The sequence below is a fragment of the Streptomyces sp. NPDC047880 genome (genome assembly GCF_040706515.1).
GTDB lineage: Bacteria > Actinomycetota > Actinomycetes > Streptomycetales > Streptomycetaceae > Streptomyces.
In genome coordinates this window covers 106721-121268 of the sequence record NZ_JBEZOK010000010.1, presented here as the reverse complement: position 1 = coordinate 121268, position 14548 = coordinate 106721, and the positions used below count along the sequence as shown (strand labels likewise).

Sequence of the window (14548 nt, the reverse complement as noted above, 5' to 3'; positions counted from 1 at the left end):
GGCTGTCACATCTCTCCCCGCCGTTCCGTCAGTGCAGTGACAGCGACGCACCGCGGACCCAGGAGGCAGAGATCATGCAGGCACGGATGACGAACCCGGCGTTTGTCCTGTCCGGCGCGATGAAGGGCATCGGCACCCTCTTTCAGGCGATCGGGGAGGGCGGCCTGGCGCAGGACGTGGCGGAGATCGTCGGGCTGCGCGCCAGTCAGATCAACGGCTGCGGGGCGTGCGTGCACGGTCACGTCGCCAATCTCCGCAAGGGCGGGGCGAGTGAGGAGCGCATCGCGGCCGTCGCGGCATGGCGGCATGCGCCCTTCTTCTCGGACGCCGAGCGCGCCGCGCTGAAACTGACCGAGGCGATGACGAGGCTGTCCGACCTCTCGGGGGAGTCGGTGCCGGACGCGCTGTGGGACGAGGTGGCCGACCACTTCGACGAGAAGGAGCTCTCCGCGCTGATCCTCACCGTCGCGGTCACCAACATGTTCAACCGCATCAACACGACCATCCAGGAGCCCGCGGGCACCAGCTGGGGCTGACCGGCGTACGACCCCGCCAGGGGCCCGTGACCCGTGTGCGGAGTGTCGCGTTACGAACACTTCCGCCTGATCCACCAAGATGTGCGCGAAATCATCCCGTTTTCAGCGCGACTTCACGTTCTGTGGTGGAGAGGGGTCCGGATGAGCGGCGCGACGGTGTCCCCGCACGGTTTCACGGCCGTGCGGGGACGCGGCTACCGTCCCGAGCAGGTCGACCAGTACGCCGAGGCCCTCTCCGCGGACCGGGACGCGGCCTGGGAGAGGGCGGCCCGGCTGACGGTGCTGGCCCGGCGGATGGACGAGGAACTGGGGCGGCTGCGCGAGGCCGTGGCCCGGCTGGCCCCGCAGCACTACGAGTGCCTCGGGGAACGGGCACTGCGGCTCTTCGCACTCGGTGAGGAGGAGGCCGCTGCCGTACGGGAAGGGGCGTGCCGGGAGGCGCGGCAACTCGTCGACGGGGCGCGGGCGTCCGCGGCCGGGGTGCGCGAGTCCGCCCGAGCGCACGCCGATGCCTTGCGCGCGGACGCCGACGAACGGGCCCGGCAGCGGCTGCTCGCCGCCACTGCCGAGGCCGACGAGATCCGGGGCACGGCCCGGCGCGAGGCGGAGGAGGAGCGGGGGGAGGCCCTGGCCGCGCTGCGGGAGATGCGGCAGCGCACCTCCGGGATGCTGGCCGAGCAGGACAGGGAGCGCGCCGAGCGGTGGGCGGAGACGGAACGGGAGGAAGCCGCCCGGGTGGCGGAGCTCGACGCGCGCCACGAGGAGGTGGTGTCGGGCGCCCAGGACGCGCTGGCCGAGGCCGAGCAGGCCTTCGCCGACGCGGAGGACTCCGCCCGCGACCTGGAGGAGGAAGCCCGGGCCCATGCGGCGGAACTGGTCGCCCAGGCCCACGAGCACGTGAAGACCGTCGAGGAGGAGACCGACCGGCTCCTGCGCGAACACGCCGGGCAACGCGACGACGCCCTGGCCCACATCGACCACGTCCACAGCAGCCTGACGGCCTGGGCGGGCCGGGTGGCGGCGGAGTGACGCCGACGACCGCTTGAGGCGAACGGAGGGGCTGGCGGGCGCCTCTCCGGACCGCCGGTTGGCGATGCCGCCCGTGCCTTGTCGGCCCGTCGGCCGTCACTACCGTCCGGGCCGCGTGCTGTGGACGGCGGTCCGAGTCGCTGCGGGATGTGCTGCCGCTGTCGCTACGGGTTTGGGCGGCGTGTTGTGGACGGCGGTGAGCGTCGCTGCGGGATGTGCTGCCGCCGTTGCCACCGTCCGGGCCGCGTGCTGTGGACGGCGGTCCGAGTCGCTGCGGGATGTGCTGCCGCCGTTGCCACCGTCCGGCCCGCGCGCCGTCGACCGCGGTGAGCGTCGCAGCGGGACGCGCCGCCGTCGCCACCGGGTCCGGGCCGCGCGCAGTCGGCCGCGCTGAACGGCGGCAGCGGGACGCGCCGCCGTCATCACCACCATCGACCACGGGGTCGCCGCCCGGCCCGGGCCCGCCCGTCAGCCGGTGGCACGGCGAGCCGTGGCGGCCGCCGTGCCGTCCGTGTCAGTGGTCCCTGCGGGCCGCTCCCGCCAGGATCCAGCTCTCCACCGCCTCGTACTGGTGGCGTTGTTCCTCCGACTTCCGCCGGCCGGAGGCGATCGTGCCCAGCCAGCCGCAGGCGAAGCCCAGGGGTATGGAAAGCAGGCCCGTGGTGGTGAACGGGAACCAGTTGAAGTCGGCCTCGGGGAAGGCCGAGACCGGGGAGCCGGAGACCAGGTTGGTGCCCGGCATCAGCAGCAGGACGGCCAGGGAGCCGCCGATGAGGGTGCTGAGCAGGCCCGTTCGCGTGTAGCGGCGCCAGAACAGGCTGTAGACCAGCGCGGGAGCGATGGCCGAGGCGCCCAGGCAGAAGGACAGCGTCACCAGCGGTTGCAGGCTGCGGTGCTGGACCTGGGTGGCCAGCAGGACCGCGGGGAGGCCCACGGCGAGGGCCGACAGCCGCGCCACGGTCATCTCACGGCGCGGTGACATCTCCTGCACCCGGGCCGCGAACACGTCGTGTGCCAGGGAGTTGGCGCAGGCCAGGATCATGCCGGCGACGGAGGCGAGCAGGGTCAGGAAGACCGCTGTCGTGACGGTCGTGAACAGGAACGTCTCCGCCGACGACACGTCCGCGCCGAACGCCGCCTGCGAGCCCAGCAGATACGCCGTGTTGCCCTGCGGGTCGACCTGCGCGATCAGTTTCCGCCCGACCAGCGCGGTCGCTCCGAAGCCGACGACCGTGATGACGAGCACGAACAGGGCCACGCCCGACACCGCCCAGGACATCGAGCGGCGCACCTGCCGGGCGCTGGAGGCCGTGTACATGCGCATGGTGACGTGCGGCAGGACGCCACCGCCGAGGACCACCGTCAGCTGTGCGGTGATCATGTCCAGGTCGGGGCTGGGGCCGCCGGAGAACTGCAGGCCCGAGGAGAGGAACGCCGAGCCCACGCCGCTGTTCTGGGCAGCCGCGCCGAACAGCGCTCCCGGGTCCCAGTCGAACCGGTTCAGGATCAGCACCGCGACCACCATGCCGGAGCCGAGCAGCATCACGATCTTCAGGATCTGGATGAGGGCGGTGCCCTTCATCCCACCGATCGCCGCGTAACTGATCATCAGTACGCCCACGCCGATGATGCAGCCGGTCTGCAGGGACTCGCCGGAGAAGCCGAGGATGAACGCCATCAGCTGCCCGGTCCCCGCCAACTGCACCAGCATCAGCGGCAGCAGCGCCGCCAGGGTCACCGCGCAGGCCGCGATGCGGACGGCACGTCCCGGCATCCGGCGGGTCAGCGCGTCGCCCATGGTGAACCGGCCCGCGTTGCGCAGCGGTTCGGCGAGCAGGAACATCATCAGCATCAGCGACAGCGCCGTGCTCAGCGCCAGTACGACACCGTCGTAGCCGAACAGCGCGATGACGCCGCCGGTGCCGAGGACGGTCGCGGCGGAGATGTAGTCACCGGCGATCGCGAGACCGTTGCGCATGGGCGACAGGGAGCTGTAGCCGGTGTAGAACTCGTCCAGGTCGTCCCGGTCCGGGCCCGTCATCACGCACAGCAGCAGCGTGACCGTGGCGACGGCGGAGAAGCCGACCAGGGACATCGTCTGGGCGTTGCCGCTGAAATCGGTGGTCACCGGGCGCCCTCCCGCTTCGCGTCCAGCTCGGCCAGCCCGCGGATCCGGTCCGCGATCGGGTCGACGCGGCGGCGGGCCGTCTGCTCGTACAGGGCGATCGCCAGCCAGGTCACGGGCACCTGGACGAGCGCGAGCAGCAGTCCGGTGGGCAGGCCGTCGGTGACGCTGCTCGTCATGAACGACGGCGCGAACGCCGACAGGATCAGGAAGAGGACGAAGTAGCCGAGGGCCGTGAGTGTGGCCACGCGCCGCTGCCAGCGGTAGGCGCTGCGCAGGACCCGCAGGTCGCTGTGGTGCCCCAGCGCGGCGTGCCGCTGGGGACGCCGGGCTGCCGGTTCGGAGACCTCCTGCGGTGTCCAGGGGTAGGTGTCGTACGTGTACGGGTCGTAGGGCGCGGGTGGATCGGGTGGTCGGAACGGGTGGGGCGGGGACGGGTCGTAGGACATCCCGGTGCTCCTTGCGAGGGTGGTTTCCGGTGCGGCGGGCCGCAGGGAGGTGGGGGGCGGGAGCCACGCACGCTACTTCGGAGTAGGGGTCCGGCGCGAGGGTTTCGGCAAACTGATCGGTCGGTATGCGCTTACCTTCCCGACCTCGGGTGTTACCCGCGCTAACTCGTGCTTCCCGCAGGTCGTGGCGTGTCGGGTGAGGTGGATCAGCGCCACGGACGCGGGCACTCCGGTTTTGGCCCTAAGGGCCGTCGGGGGTGGCGTCGAGGAGCCGGCGCTCGTAGCGGACCCCCGGCCGTCCTCCCACCGTCGTGTTCTCCAGCCGGGTGAAGCCGCTGCGGGTCAGGACCCTCATGGACGCCGCGTTGTCCTGGGTCGTGACCGCGGTCAGGGACGTCAGGCCGTAGTCGGTGGCGGCCAGTCGGCACACCTGTGCGACCGCTGCCGTCGCCACGCCCCGGCCGGCGGCCCGGCGGCCGACGCGGTAGCCGAGTTCGGCGCTGCCGTCCGCCAGGTCCATCAGGTTCACGCGGCCGATCAGCTCGCCGTCCTCCGCGAGGACCACGTGGAAGCGGCACACGCGCGCGTGCTGCTCGTCGAGGAGTGCCTGAAGGCGCGCGGCGAACCCCGCCTCCGTGAAGAAGGCGTCCCCGCGATCCGGCACCGTGCGGGCGAAGTAGGCCCGGTTCTCCCGCTCGAAGGCCAGCAGCGCCTCCGCGTGCTCCGCCCGCAGGGGCTCCAGGGTGACCATGGGTGCGAGGATACGGATGTTCAGTCGTTCAGGACCGGGAATTTCCGGGGCGCGAGGAACAGCAGCACCAGGAACGCCAGGGCCGCCGCGCACGCCGCCCCCAGGTAGACCGAGTGCACCGCGTCGGCGATGGCCCGCCGGGTCGCCTCCGGCACGCTGCCCGAGTCGAGCGCCCGCGTCACCGAGTCCAGGTCCCCCGCGCCGCCGATCCGCGCGGCAAGCACCCCGTTGGCGACGGCACCGAACACCGCCGCGCCGACCGTCTGGCCGGTCTGGCGGCAGAACAGCACGGACGCCGTCGTGGTGCCGCGCTCCGCCCATCCCACCGTCGACTGCACACCGACGATGAGCGGCAGCTGGAACAGGCCCAGCGCGGCGCCGAGCAGCAGCATCAGCAGCGTCGGCTGCCACGCCTGCCCGGGGTAGGGCAGGAAGGGGAACGCGAAAAGGATCAGCGCGGCCGTGCCGATGCCCAGCATCGCCGTGTTGCGGAAACCGATCCTGCGGTACACGTGCTGGCTCAGAGCCGCAGACACCGGCCAGCTCAACGTCCAGACGGACAGCACGAATCCGGCGGCCACGGGCGCGAGCCCCAGCACCGACTGGGCGTACGTGGGCAGGAAGACCGACGGCGCGACCATCAGCAGACCCAGTGCGCCCAGGGCCAGGTTGACCGCGGCGATCGTACGGCGCCGCCACACCCAGCCCGGGATGATCGGGTCCGCCGCCCGGCGCTCCACCAGCACCACGACCGCCACCAGGGCGAGCCCCACGCCGAACAGCGCCAGGGAGGGCGCCGACAGCCACGGCCACGCCACCCCGCCCTGCACCAGCGCCGTGAGCAGCACCCCGCCGCAGGCGAACACCGCGAGCGCGCCCGCCCAGTCCACGCGCGCGTGCCCGGAGGTTTCCCGCTCCGGCTCGTGCAGGTGACGGACGATCAGCCACAACGCGACCGCGCCGATCGGCAGGTTGACCAGGAAGATCCACCGCCAGTCCGCGTACGCGGCGAGCACTCCGCCGAGGCCCGGGCCGGCGACCGCGGACACCGCCCACACCGTGGACAGCTTCGACTGGATCCTGGGGCGGTCCTTCAGCGGATAAAGGTCCGCGGCGAGGGTCTGCACCGTCCCCTGGAGCGCGCCGCCGCCCAGACCCTGCACGACCCGGAACGCGATGAGCGCCCCCATGTTCCAGGCCAGCGCGCACAGCAGTGACCCGAGCAGGAACAGCACCGAGCCCGCCATGAGAACCGGTTTGCGGCCGAAGGTGTCGGAGAGCTTGCCGTACACCGGCAGCGTGACGGTCACGGCCAGCAGGTAGCCGGAGAACAGCCAGGAGAAGACGGAGAAGCCGCCGAGGTCCCCGACGATCTGCGGAACGGCGGTCGACACGATGGTCGCGTCGAGGGCAGCCAGCGCCATCGACAGCATCAGCGCCGCGACGACGGCTCCGCGCCGGCCGGCCGTGGCGGAACGTGCGGCCTCGCGTGCCGTGGAACGGGTAGTGCCCACCCCGGTGCCTCCTCCGGCCCCGGCCGCGCCCGCGCCACGGGTCCCGTCGTATGCCTGCCCCTTGCACCTACCTGCCGCGGACAGCTTGCCACTTGACCCTGACGCGACGGGAGGGTGGAGCCTGAGTCGGCCGGCGGGTGGAGCGAACCCTGAGACGGTCTCCACCCATCGGTGGAGTGCCCCTAGGGGTACCTCCGTACTACGACCTGCGGTGGGTTCGTACCGACGGAGGACGAGAGGGCGAGGATGCCTTCCTTAACCTGGCTTTACGCCGCCGGGGGGCGGTGCGAACACCGGCGGGGGTGGGGTTTTCCACAGGAAAAGACTGCGCTGCACACCAGGGCGCGGGGCCCCTCCCCGCCGGGAGACTGACACACGTCGGACGGATTCCTGATCCGGCATCGCACACGACGGCTGCCGACCGGGCGACCGTCTTCACCATCTGCTGACCGATATAGGAGACATACCGTGACTTCGGCTGTGACCATTCCCAGGCACGGGGGTACTGGAGGGCGTACGGCCGTTGCCGCACGGGCTCGGCAGGTCGTGAAGGCGTACGGGTCCGGTGAGACCCGTGTCGTCGCCCTCGATCACGTCGACGTGGACATCGCACGCGGCCAGTTCACCGCGATCATGGGCCCCTCGGGGTCCGGCAAGTCCACCCTCATGCACTGCCTGGCCGGCCTCGACACCGTGACGGGCGGCCAGATCTACCTCGACGACACCGAGATCACCGGTCTGAAGGACAAGAAGCTCACGCAGCTGCGCCGGGACCGGATCGGATTCATCTTCCAGGCGTTCAACCTGCTGCCGACGCTGAACGCGATCGAGAACATCACGCTGCCCATGGACATCGCGGGCCGCAAACCGGACAAGCAGTGGCTGGCACGGGTCGTGGAGACGGTCGGACTCGCCGAACGCCTCAAGCACCGGCCCACCCAGCTGTCCGGCGGCCAGCAGCAGCGCGTCGCCGTGGCCCGGGCCCTCGCCGCCCGGCCCGAGATCATCTTCGGGGACGAGCCGACCGGAAACCTCGACTCCCGCGCCGGCGCCGAAGTCCTGGGCTTCCTGCGCCGGTCCGTCGACGAGCTGGGCCAGACCATCGTGATGGTCACCCACGACCCGGTGGCGGCCAGTTACGCGGACCGGGTGCTGTACCTCGCCGACGGTCGCATCGTCGACGAGATGTACAAGCCGACCGCGGAGGCCGTGCTCGACCGCATGAAGGACTTCGACGCCCGGGGGCGCACATCATGACCGTCCTGAAGACCTCGATGCGCAACTTCTTCGCGCACAAGGGGCGGATGGCGCTCTCCGCGATCGCCGTCCTGCTGTCGGTCGCCTTCGTCTGCGGCACGCTCGTCTTCACGGACACCATGTCGACCACGTTCGACAAGCTCTTCGCGGCCACCTCCTCCGACGTGACGGTGAGCGCCAAGGGCGCCTCCGACACCGGTGAGACGACCGCCGACAACGGCAAGCCGCCGGTCATGCCGGCCTCCGTGCTGGGCGAGGTCCGCAAGGCGCAGGGCGTGAAGTCGGCCGAGGGCACGGTGTTCTCCACCTCCGTGACCGTCGTCGACGGCGACAAGGACAACCTGTCGCCCTCCAGCGGCGCCCCGACCATCGTGGGCAACTGGAACGACACCGACGCCCGCACCATGAAGATCACCTCCGGTGCGGCGCCCAAGGGCCCCGAACAGATCATGGTCGACGCCGACACCGCCGACAAACACGACCTGAAGCTCGGTGACGAGATCGGCGTGATCAGCGCGGTCGGCACGCACAAGGCGAAGGTCTCCGGCATCGCCGACTTCACCGTCACCAACCCCGGTGCCGCGATCTTCTACCTCGACACCAGGACCGCCCAGCAGGCCCTGGTCGGCGAGAGCGACGTCTACACCAACGTCAACGTCACCGCGGCCGCCGGCGTCAGCGACGCACGGCTGAAGAAGAACGTCACGGCCGAACTGGGCGCCGGCTTCCAGGTGAAGACGGCCAAGGAGACCACCGAAGCCAACCAGAAGAACGTCGCGAGCTTCATGAACGTCATGAAGTACGCGATGCTCGGCTTCGCCGGGGTCGCCTTCCTCGTCGGCATCTTCCTGATCATCAACACCTTCTCCATGCTGGTCGCCCAGCGCACCCGCGAGATCGGCCTGATGCGGGCCATCGGCTCGTCCCGCAAGCAGGTCAACCGCTCCGTGCTGGCCGAGGCGCTGCTGCTCGGCGTCGTCGGCTCGGTGCTCGGCGTCGCCGCGGGCGTCGGACTCGCCGTCGGCCTGATGAAGGTCATGGGCACGGTGGGCATGGAACTGTCCACCGACGACCTGACCGTGGCCTGGACGACCCCGGTGGCCGGCCTCGTCCTCGGCGTGGTCGTCACCGTCCTGGCCGCCTACCTGCCCGCCCGGCGCGCCGGCAAGATCTCCCCGATGGCCGCCCTGCGCGACGCGGGAGCCCCCGCGGACGCCAAGGCCGGCTGGATCCGGGCCGCGATCGGCACCGTCCTCACCGGCACCGGCGGCTTCGCCCTGTACCTCGCGGCCGCGGCCGACAAGGCCAAGGAGGGCTCGATGTGGCTCGGCCTCGGTGTGGTGCTGTCGCTGATCGGCTTCGTCGTCATCGGCCCGCTGCTCGCCGGCGCCGTGGTCCGCGTCCTGGGCGCCGTCCTGCTGCGCATGTTCGGCCCCGTGGGCCGCATGGCCGAGCGCAACGCCCTGCGCAACCCGCGCCGCACCGGAGCGACGGGCGCCGCCCTGATGATCGGCCTCGCCCTGGTGGCCTGCCTGTCCGTGGTCGGCTCCTCCATGGTGGCCTCCGCCACCGACCAGCTCGACAAGACCGTCGGCACGGACTTCATCATCCAGTCCGACCGCAGTCAGCTGATCACCCCGCAGGCCGTCGAGGCCGCCAAGTCGGCGCCGGACGTCGAGCGGGTCACCGAGTACAAGCAGGGCAGTGCCGACTTCACCACTCCCGACGGCAAGACGCTCAAGGACACGTCGATCACCGCGGCCGACCCGTCGTACGCGACCGACCTGCGCACCGAGACCGTCGCCGGCAAGCTCCCCGACGCCTACAAGCCCGACTCGATGTCGGTCCACGAGAAGTTCGCCGAGGACCACGGCATCACCCTCGGGTCCAAGGTCAAGGTCGCCTTCAAGGGCGGCTCCGCCGCCGAACTGACCGTGCGGGCGATCACCAGCAGCGACGTCGTGATCGACGCGGGCGCGATGTACACGTCCATCTCGACGATGGCCAAGTACATCCCGGCCGACAAGATGCCGCTGGACTCGCTGGTCTTCGCCAGCGCCAAGGAGGGGCAGCAGGACGCCGCCTACAAGTCCCTGAAGTCGGCGCTGCACGACTACCCGCAGTACGTCGTGCGCGACCAGACCGACTACAAGGACGCCCTGAAGGACCAGATCGGCCAGCTGCTCAACATGATCTACGGCCTGCTGGCCCTGGCGATCATCGTCGCCATCCTCGGTGTGGTGAACACCCTGGCCCTGTCGGTGGTGGAGCGCACCAGGGAGATCGGCCTGATGCGGGCGATCGGCCTCTCCCGCCGCCAGCTGCGCCGCATGATCCGCATGGAGTCCGTCGTCATCGCCCTCTTCGGCGCCCTGCTGGGCCTCGGACTGGGCATGGGCTGGGGCGCCACCGCGCAGCAGCTGCTCGCCCTGGAGGGCCTGGGGGTCCTGGACATCCCCTGGCCGACGATCATCGGCGTCTTCATCGGCTCGGCGTTCGTGGGCCTGTTCGCGGCCCTGGTCCCGGCGTTCCGCGCGGGCCGGATGAACGTCCTCAACGCCATCGCGACGGAGTAGCGGGCCGTCGCCGAGAACCACCGCACACGGGGGTTGCGGGGGACCCGGCGCCGGGAAGTCCTGGACTTCCCGGCGCCGGGTGCTGTGCTGACCTGCCGGGCAATGCCGGGCATCTCACACCGGGGGCGTTTTCCACAGCCCCGCCGCCGAGCCGCGCATCGTCGTACGCTGGAGACCCCCCGGCCCGCGGCGCGCGTCGGGCCCGTGGTGTTGCCCACCTCCCTGGACGGAAAAAGCCCCGAATGAGCCTGCACGGTCTGCTCGACGCCGTAGTCAAGGACGCCGCCCTCGCCGAAGCGATCAGGGCGGCCGCAGACGGCAACCGCATGCACGTCGACCTGGTCGGCCCCCCTGCCGCCCGGCCCTTCGCGGTCGCCGCCCTGGCCCGGGACACCGGCCGCCCGGTGCTGGCGGTCACGGCGACGGGCCGTGAGGCGGAGGACCTGGCCGCGGCCCTGCGCTCCCTCCTGCCGCCCGAGGGGGTCGTGGAGTACCCGTCCTGGGAGACGCTCCCGCACGAGCGGCTCAGCCCCCGCAGCGACACCGTCGGCCGCCGCCTGGCCGTGCTGCGCCGACTGGCCCACCCGCGCCCCGACGACCCCGAGACCGGCCCCGTGTCGGTCGTCGTCGCACCCGTCAGGTCCGTGCTCCAGCCGCAGGTCAAGGGCCTCGGCGACCTGGAACCGGTCTCCCTGCGGACGGGACGGAGCGCCGACCTGGAGCAGGTCGTCGACGCCCTCGCGGCCGCCGCCTACGCGCGCGTGGAGCTCGTCGAGAAGCGCGGCGAGTTCGCCGTGCGCGGCGGCATCCTCGACGTGTTCCCGCCCACCGAGGAACACCCCCTGCGCGTCGAGTTCTGGGGCGACGACGTCGAGGAGATCCGCTACTTCAAGGTCGCCGACCAGCGTTCCCTCGAGGTGGCCGAGCACGGCCTGTGGGCGCCGCCCTGCCGCGAGCTGCTGCTCACGGAGGACGTCCGCACCCGCGCGGCCGCCCTGGCCGAACAGCACCCCGAGCTCGGTGAACTGCTCGGCAAGATCGCCGAGGGCATCGCCGTCGAGGGCATGGAGTCCCTCGCGCCCGTCCTCGTCGACGACATGGAACTGCTGCTCGACGTGCTGCCCAAGGGCGCCATGGCCGTCGTCTGCGACCCGGAGCGGGTCCGCACGCGCGCGTCGGACCTCGTGGCCACCTCGCAGGAGTTCCTCCAGGCCTCCTGGGCGGCCACCGCCAGCGGCGGCGAGGCTCCCATCGACGTCGGCGCGGCCTCCCTGTGGTCCATCGCGGACGTCCGGGACCGGGCCCGCGAGCTGGACATGATGTGGTGGTCGGTCTCGCCGTTCGCCGCCGACGAGGAGCCCGACGGGGACACCCTCAAGCTGGGCATGCACGCCCCGGAGACCTACCGCGGCGACACCGCCAAGGCCCTCGCCGACACCAAGGGCTGGCTCGCCGACGGCTGGCGCGCCGTGTTCGTCACCGAAGGCCACGGCCCCGCGGCCCGCACGGTCGAGGTGCTGGGCGGTGAGGGCATCGCGGCCCGCCTCGACTCCGACCTCGCCGAGATCTCCCCGTCCGTCGTGCACGTGGCGTGCGGCTCGATCGACCACGGCTTCGTCGACCCCGCCCTCGGACTCGCCGTCCTGACCGAGACGGACCTGACGGGCCAGAAGGCGTCCGGCCGCGAGGGCGCCCGCATGCCCGCCCGCCGCCGCAAGACCATCGACCCGCTCACCCTGGAGCCGGGCGACTACATCGTCCACGAGCAGCACGGCGTGGGCCGCTACATCGAGATGGTGCAGCGCACCGTGCAGGGTGCCACCCGCGAGTACCTGGTCGTCGAGTACGCCCCCGCCAAGCGCGGCCAGCCCGGCGACCGCCTCTACATCCCCACCGACCAGCTGGAGCAGATCACCAAGTACGTCGGCGGCGAGGCCCCCACCCTGCACCGCCTCGGCGGCGCCGACTGGACGAAGACCAAGGCCCGCGCGAAGAAGGCCGTCAAGGAGATCGCCGCCGACCTCATCAAGCTGTACAGCGCGCGCATGGCCGCCCCCGGGCACGCCTTCGGGGCGGACACCCCCTGGCAGCGCGAGCTGGAGGACGCCTTCCCCTACGCGGAGACGCCCGACCAGCTCACCACCATCGCCGAGGTCAAGGAAGACATGGAGAAGACGGTCCCGATGGACCGCCTGATCTGCGGCGACGTCGGCTACGGCAAGACCGAGATCGCGGTCCGCGCCGCCTTCAAGGCCGTCCAGGACGGCAAGCAGGTGGCCGTCCTGGTGCCCACCACCCTGCTGGTTCAGCAGCACTTCGGGACGTTCAGCGAGCGCTACGCACAGTTCCCGGTCAATGTGAAGGCGCTGTCCCGCTTCCAGACCGACACCGAGGCCAAGGCGGTCCTGGAGGGCCTGCGCGAGGGCTCGGTCGACATCGTCATCGGCACCCACCGCCTGTTCTCGTCCGAGACGAAGTTCAAGGACCTGGGCCTGGTCATCGTCGACGAGGAGCAGCGCTTCGGCGTCGAGCACAAGGAGCAGCTGAAGAAGCTCCGCGCCAACGTCGACGTGCTGACGATGTCCGCGACCCCCATCCCCAGGACCATGGAGATGGCGGTCACCGGCATCCGCGAGATGTCGACGATCACCACCCCGCCGGAGGAGCGCCACCCGGTGCTCACCTTCGTCGGCCCCTACGAGGAGAAGCAGATCGGCGCCGCGATCCGCCGCGAGCTGCTGCGCGAGGGCCAGGTCTTCTACATCCACAACCGCGTCGAGTCGATCGACCGCGCGGCGGCCCGGCTGCGCGAGATCGTCCCCGAGGCGCGCATCGCCACCGCCCACGGCCAGATGTCGGAACAGGCCTTGGAACAGGTCGTCGTCGACTTCTGGGAGAAGAAGTTCGACGTGCTGGTGTCCACGACGATCGTGGAGTCCGGCATCGACATCTCCAACGCCAACACCCTGATCGTGGAGCGCGGCGACAACTTCGGGCTCAGTCAGCTCCACCAGCTGCGCGGCCGGGTGGGCCGCGGCCGTGAGCGCGGCTACGCCTACTTCCTGTACCCGCCGGAGAAGCCGCTGACGGAGACCGCGCACGAGCGGCTCGCGACCATCGCCCAGCACACCGAGATGGGCGCCGGTATGTACGTGGCGATGAAGGACCTGGAGATCCGCGGCGCGGGCAACCTGCTCGGCGGCGAGCAGTCCGGTCACATCGCGGGCGTCGGCTTCGACCTGTACGTGCGGATGGTCGGCGAGGCCGTCGCGGACTACCGGCGTCAGCTGGAGACCGGTGAGATCGAGGAGGAGCCGCCGCTCGAGGTGAAGATCGAGCTGCCCGTCGACGCGCACGTCCCGCACGACTACGCGCCGGGCGAACGCCTGCGCCTCCAGGCGTACCGGGCCATCGCCTCCGCCAACTCGGAGGAGGACATCAAGGCCGTCCGCGAGGAACTCGTCGACCGCTACGGCAAGCTGCCCGAGCCGGTGGAGAACCTGCTGCTCGTCGCCGGTCTGCGGATGTTCGCGCGCGCGTGCGGAGTCGGCGAGATCGTGCTGCAGGGCAACAACATCCGCTTCGCCCCGGTGGAGTTGCGCGAGTCGCAGGAGCTGCGGCTCAAGCGGCTCTACCCCGGGACGGTCATCAAACCGGCGGTCCACCAGGTGCTGGTGCCGCGCCCGAAGACCGCGAAGGTGGGCGGCAAGCCGCTGGTCGGTCGGGAACTGCTGGCGTGGGTGGGGGAGTTCCTGACGTCGGTACTGGGGTCGTGATGCCGGGGCGCCGGCGCGCCCGGTGACGGGGACGGCGCCGGCACCCGGGTGACCGGGCGGATCGGGGGCGCTACCGCGCCCCGGTTCCGCTGAGCCGCCGTCAGGCCACCGGTCGTACGGGTGTGCCGACGCCGGCCCGGCGCAAGGCTTCCGCGAGCCGGTCGCGTACCGCGGTCTGCGCCGCGATACGGGCCTCCAGCATCGCGAGACGGTCCGCGGCCACCCGCAACCCCTTCCCGGAGGCGGGCCCCGCCGTGATGTCACCGTCCAGGCACGGCAGGAACACCCGTGCGTCCTCGAGCGTCAGCCCCACGTCGAGCAGCTGCCGGATGTTGCGGACCCGCACGGCGGCACCGGCGTCGTACAGGCGATAGCCGTTCGCGGCCCGTTCGGAGGCGATGAGGCCCGCCTGCTCGTAGTGGCGCAGGGCGCGCGGTGACGTGCCGGTCGCCTCGGCGAGTTCACCGATCCGCATGAGAGCTGCCGGCCTGTGCGTACGAGGTACCGCCCCACGAGGTTCTGCCATGCGCGTCAG

Annotated in this window: 10 protein-coding genes; 5 read left to right on the top strand and 5 right to left on the bottom strand. The window is 71.4% G+C overall.

Features of this window, described 5'->3' with window-relative positions:
* The first annotated feature begins 74 nt into the window (after positions 1 to 74).
* A complete protein-coding gene (locus AB0937_RS17635) occupies positions 75 to 536 on the top strand; it encodes a carboxymuconolactone decarboxylase family protein (RefSeq protein ID WP_366712670.1) in 462 nt (153 codons plus the stop codon).
* Positions 537 to 677: 141 nt separating this feature from the next.
* Positions 678 to 1565 (top strand): cellulose-binding protein, encoded by an 888-nt coding sequence (locus AB0937_RS17630; protein WP_366712668.1) that lies wholly within the window; start codon positions 678 to 680, stop codon positions 1563 to 1565.
* 514 nt (positions 1566 to 2079) lie between these two features.
* Here AB0937_RS17630 and AB0937_RS17625 read toward each other — a convergent pair.
* The 4 genes from AB0937_RS17625 to AB0937_RS17610 form a co-directional block, all read right to left on the bottom strand.
* The gene (locus AB0937_RS17625) at positions 2080 to 3693 is read right to left on the bottom strand and encodes a cation acetate symporter (RefSeq protein WP_366712666.1); all 1614 of its coding nucleotides are present in this window, start codon (positions 3691 to 3693) and stop codon (positions 2080 to 2082) included.
* On the bottom strand, positions 3690 to 4139 hold the full coding sequence (locus AB0937_RS17620) for a DUF485 domain-containing protein (RefSeq protein WP_366712665.1): 450 nt from the start codon (positions 4137 to 4139) through the stop codon (positions 3690 to 3692). Before AB0937_RS17620 ends, AB0937_RS17625 begins: the two co-directional genes overlap by 4 nt.
* Positions 4140 to 4380: 241 nt before the next feature.
* On the bottom strand, positions 4381 to 4890 hold the full coding sequence (locus AB0937_RS17615) for a GNAT family N-acetyltransferase (protein ID WP_366712664.1): 510 nt from the start codon (positions 4888 to 4890) through the stop codon (positions 4381 to 4383).
* Between the two features lie 20 nt (positions 4891 to 4910).
* Positions 4911 to 6404, bottom strand: a complete 1494-nt coding sequence (locus tag AB0937_RS17610; RefSeq protein WP_366712662.1) for an MFS transporter — start codon at positions 6402 to 6404, stop codon at positions 4911 to 4913.
* 468 nt (positions 6405 to 6872) lie between these two features.
* Between AB0937_RS17610 and AB0937_RS17605 the strand changes: the two genes are divergently transcribed.
* From AB0937_RS17605 to mfd, 3 genes are all read left to right on the top strand, one after another.
* Entirely contained in the window at positions 6873 to 7661 is a 789-nt protein-coding gene (locus AB0937_RS17605; protein WP_366712661.1) for an ABC transporter ATP-binding protein, read from the top strand.
* The gene (locus AB0937_RS17600; RefSeq protein ID WP_366712660.1) at positions 7658 to 10237 is read left to right on the top strand and encodes an FtsX-like permease family protein; all 2580 of its coding nucleotides are present in this window, start codon (positions 7658 to 7660) and stop codon (positions 10235 to 10237) included. Before AB0937_RS17605 ends, AB0937_RS17600 begins: the two co-directional genes overlap by 4 nt.
* A gap of 242 nt (positions 10238 to 10479) precedes the next feature.
* On the top strand, positions 10480 to 14013 hold the full coding sequence (gene mfd, locus AB0937_RS17595; RefSeq protein WP_366712658.1) for a transcription-repair coupling factor: 3534 nt from the start codon (positions 10480 to 10482) through the stop codon (positions 14011 to 14013).
* 100 nt (positions 14014 to 14113) lie between these two features.
* Here the strand turns inward: mfd and AB0937_RS17590 are convergent, their stop codons facing one another.
* On the bottom strand, positions 14114 to 14488 hold the full coding sequence (locus AB0937_RS17590; protein WP_366712842.1) for a MerR family transcriptional regulator: 375 nt from the start codon (positions 14486 to 14488) through the stop codon (positions 14114 to 14116).
* Between the last annotated feature and the right edge of the window lie 60 nt (positions 14489 to 14548).

Excerpts from the sequence above, each read along its gene's own strand:
- AB0937_RS17635 (WP_366712670.1), top strand. The coding sequence starts at position 75 with ATGCAGGCACGGATGACGAACCCGGCGTTTGTCCTGTCCGGCGCGATG.
- AB0937_RS17620 (WP_366712665.1), bottom strand. The coding sequence starts at position 4,139 with ATGTCCTACGACCCGTCCCCGCCCCACCCGTTCCGACCACCCGATCCA.
- AB0937_RS17615 (WP_366712664.1), bottom strand. The coding sequence starts at position 4,890 with ATGGTCACCCTGGAGCCCCTGCGGGCGGAGCACGCGGAGGCGCTGCTG.
- AB0937_RS17630 (WP_366712668.1), top strand. The coding sequence starts at position 678 with ATGAGCGGCGCGACGGTGTCCCCGCACGGTTTCACGGCCGTGCGGGGA.
- AB0937_RS17590 (WP_366712842.1), bottom strand. The coding sequence starts at position 14,488 with ATGCGGATCGGTGAACTCGCCGAGGCGACCGGCACGTCACCGCGCGCC.
- mfd (WP_366712658.1), top strand. The coding sequence starts at position 10,480 with ATGAGCCTGCACGGTCTGCTCGACGCCGTAGTCAAGGACGCCGCCCTC.
- AB0937_RS17600 (WP_366712660.1), top strand. The coding sequence starts at position 7,658 with ATGACCGTCCTGAAGACCTCGATGCGCAACTTCTTCGCGCACAAGGGG.